The organism is Streptomyces sp. NPDC127106 (assembly GCF_042677605.1).
Classification (GTDB): Bacteria; Actinomycetota; Actinomycetes; order Streptomycetales; family Streptomycetaceae; genus Streptomyces.
Genome location: NZ_JBHXTC010000021.1, coordinates 117,852 through 120,145, shown reverse-complemented (window position 1 = coordinate 120,145; position 2,294 = coordinate 117,852). Strand labels below are relative to the sequence as shown.

1 protein-coding gene is annotated in these 2,294 nt (G+C 76.7%); it reads left to right on the top strand.

Annotated features, from left to right (window positions below; translation table 11 throughout):
- The first annotated feature begins 234 nt into the window (after positions 1-234).
- Positions 235-2,169 (top strand): SpoIIE family protein phosphatase, encoded by a 1,935-nt coding sequence (locus ACFVGY_RS19590; protein WP_385678790.1) that lies wholly within the window; start codon positions 235-237, stop codon positions 2,167-2,169.
- Positions 2,170-2,294 lie beyond the last annotated feature (125 nt).

Below are 2,294 nucleotides of genomic sequence, written 5' to 3'. Positions count from 1 at the left end.
CGTACCCGGGACGCCGAGGCCGCCCGCGGCGCCGCGGGGGCCCGTTCCGGGCGCGGGGCGGACCAGGCGGCCGGACAGCCGCCAACGGCCGCGGCAGCAGCGGCCGGTGACGCCATACCGGACGCGGTGCGCCGCCGCGCGGCGGACGAGGGCGGTACGGACACCACCGCCAGCGGAACGCCCACCGGAGCCGGAGCCGGAGCCTGCTCGGGCGCCGGCCTCGACCCAGTCGACCTGGTCGACCCGGTCGACCCCGCCGACCCGGACGGCACCCCGCCGCCCGGCTCGCCCGACGACCACGACACGGCAACGACGGCGCAGGCAGAGGGCACGGAAGCCGGCGTGGGAGCGGGCGTGGGAGCGGCGGCAGCGGCCGGCGCGGTGGCCTCGCCCGGTACCGTCGAAGGGGCGCTCGCGCGCCGCGAGGGCGACCGGCTGCGGTTCGTCGGCGCCGCCACGCGCCGCATCGCCCGCGGCATCGACCTCGACGAGATCGTGCTCGGGCTGTGCCGGGCCACCGTGCCGACGTTCTCCGACGCCATCCTCGTCTACCTGCGCGATCCCCTCCCGGTGGGCGACGAACGCCCCGTCGGCCCGGTCGTTTTAAGGCTGCGCCGCACCGACCGGCTCCGGCCGATCGACGACCTGACCGGAGCCGAGGGTGCCGGTGCCGCGGGGGGCGCCGGGGAGCTCGATTTCAGCCAGTTGCCGATGGTCGGCCCGCAGGGCGACCTGCCCGCCGCCGAACTGTGCGAGATCCTGCCCGGCGGTGCGCTCGCCGAGGTGCTGCGCGGCGTGCGGCCCGTCTTCGCGTCCTCCGAGGGCGCGCAGGACGCGCTGCCGGAGCTGCTGGGCGCGGAGCACCCCGTACCGCGCGGCCGGCGGGCCGTCCTCGCGCCGCTGCGCGGGCGGCGCAGGGTGATCGGCGCCGCGGTGTTCCTGCGCAGCCCCGAGCGGCCCGCGTTCGAGCAGAACGACCTGCTGGTCGCCGCCCAGCTGGCCACGCACACCGCGCTCGGCATCGACAAGGCCGTCCTGTACGGCCGCGAGGCGTACATCGCCGACGAGTTGCAGCGCACCATGCTCCCGCACAGCCTTCCCCAGCCCACGGGGGTCAGGTTGGCCTCCCGCTACCTGCCGGCGGCCGAGACGGCCCGGGTCGGCGGGGACTGGTACGACGCCATACCCCTGCCCGGCAGCCGGGTCGCGCTCGTCGTCGGCGACGTCATGGGCCACTCCATGACTTCCGCCGCCATCATGGGTCAGCTGCGGACCACCGCGCAGACCCTGGCCCAGCTGGACCTGCCGCCCGCCGAGGTGCTCCACCACCTGGACGAGCAGGCGCAGCGGCTGGGCTCCGACCGCATGGCGACCTGCATGTACGCGGTGTACGACCCGGTCTCGCACCGGATCACCATCGCCAACGCCGGCCACCCGCCGCCCGTGCTGCTGCACCTGGGAGGCCGCGCCGAGGTGCTCCGGGTGCCCCCGGGCGCGCCCATCGGCGTCGGCGGCGTCGACTTCGAGGCCGTGGAGCTGGACGCCCCGGCCGGGGCGACGCTGCTGCTGTACACCGACGGGCTGGTGGAGTCCCGGCTGCGGGACGTGTGGACCGGCATCGAGCAGCTCCGCGAGCGCCTGGCGACCACAGCCCAGTTGACCGGGCTGGACCATCCGCCGCCGCTGGAGGCCCTCTGCGACGACGTCCTCGACATGCTGGGCCCCGGCGACCGGGACGACGACATCGCGCTGCTCGCGGCCCGCTTCGACGGGATCGCGCCGAGTGACGTGGCGTACTGGTTCCTCGACCCGGAGGAGACCGCCCCGGGGCGGGCCCGCCGGTTCGCCCGCCGGGCGCTGGCCCGCTGGGGCCTGGAGGAGCTCGAGGACTCGGTGGAGCTGCTGGTCAGTGAGGTGGTCACCAATGCCGTCCGGTACGCGGAGCGGCCGGTGACCCTGCGTCTGCTGCGGACGGACGTGCTGCGCTGCGAGGTCGGCGACGACTCCCCGCAGCTGCCGCGGCAGCGCCGGGCCCGGGAGACCGACGAGGGCGGCCGGGGCCTGTTCCTGGTCAACCGGATGGCCCGCCGCTGGGGTGCGACGCGGCTGAGCAGCGGCAAGGTGGTCTGGTTCGAGTTGTCGCTGCCGGGGGCCCACGACCGCCGCTGAGGGCCCTCGCGGACGCCGCCCCCGCAACGAAAGGACCCGCCCCCCCCCCCCCCAGGGTCGGCGGGGGGGGGGGCGCGAGGGTGTGCCGGGCGCCCGCGGGGGACATGGTATTGTGGGGGGGTCGC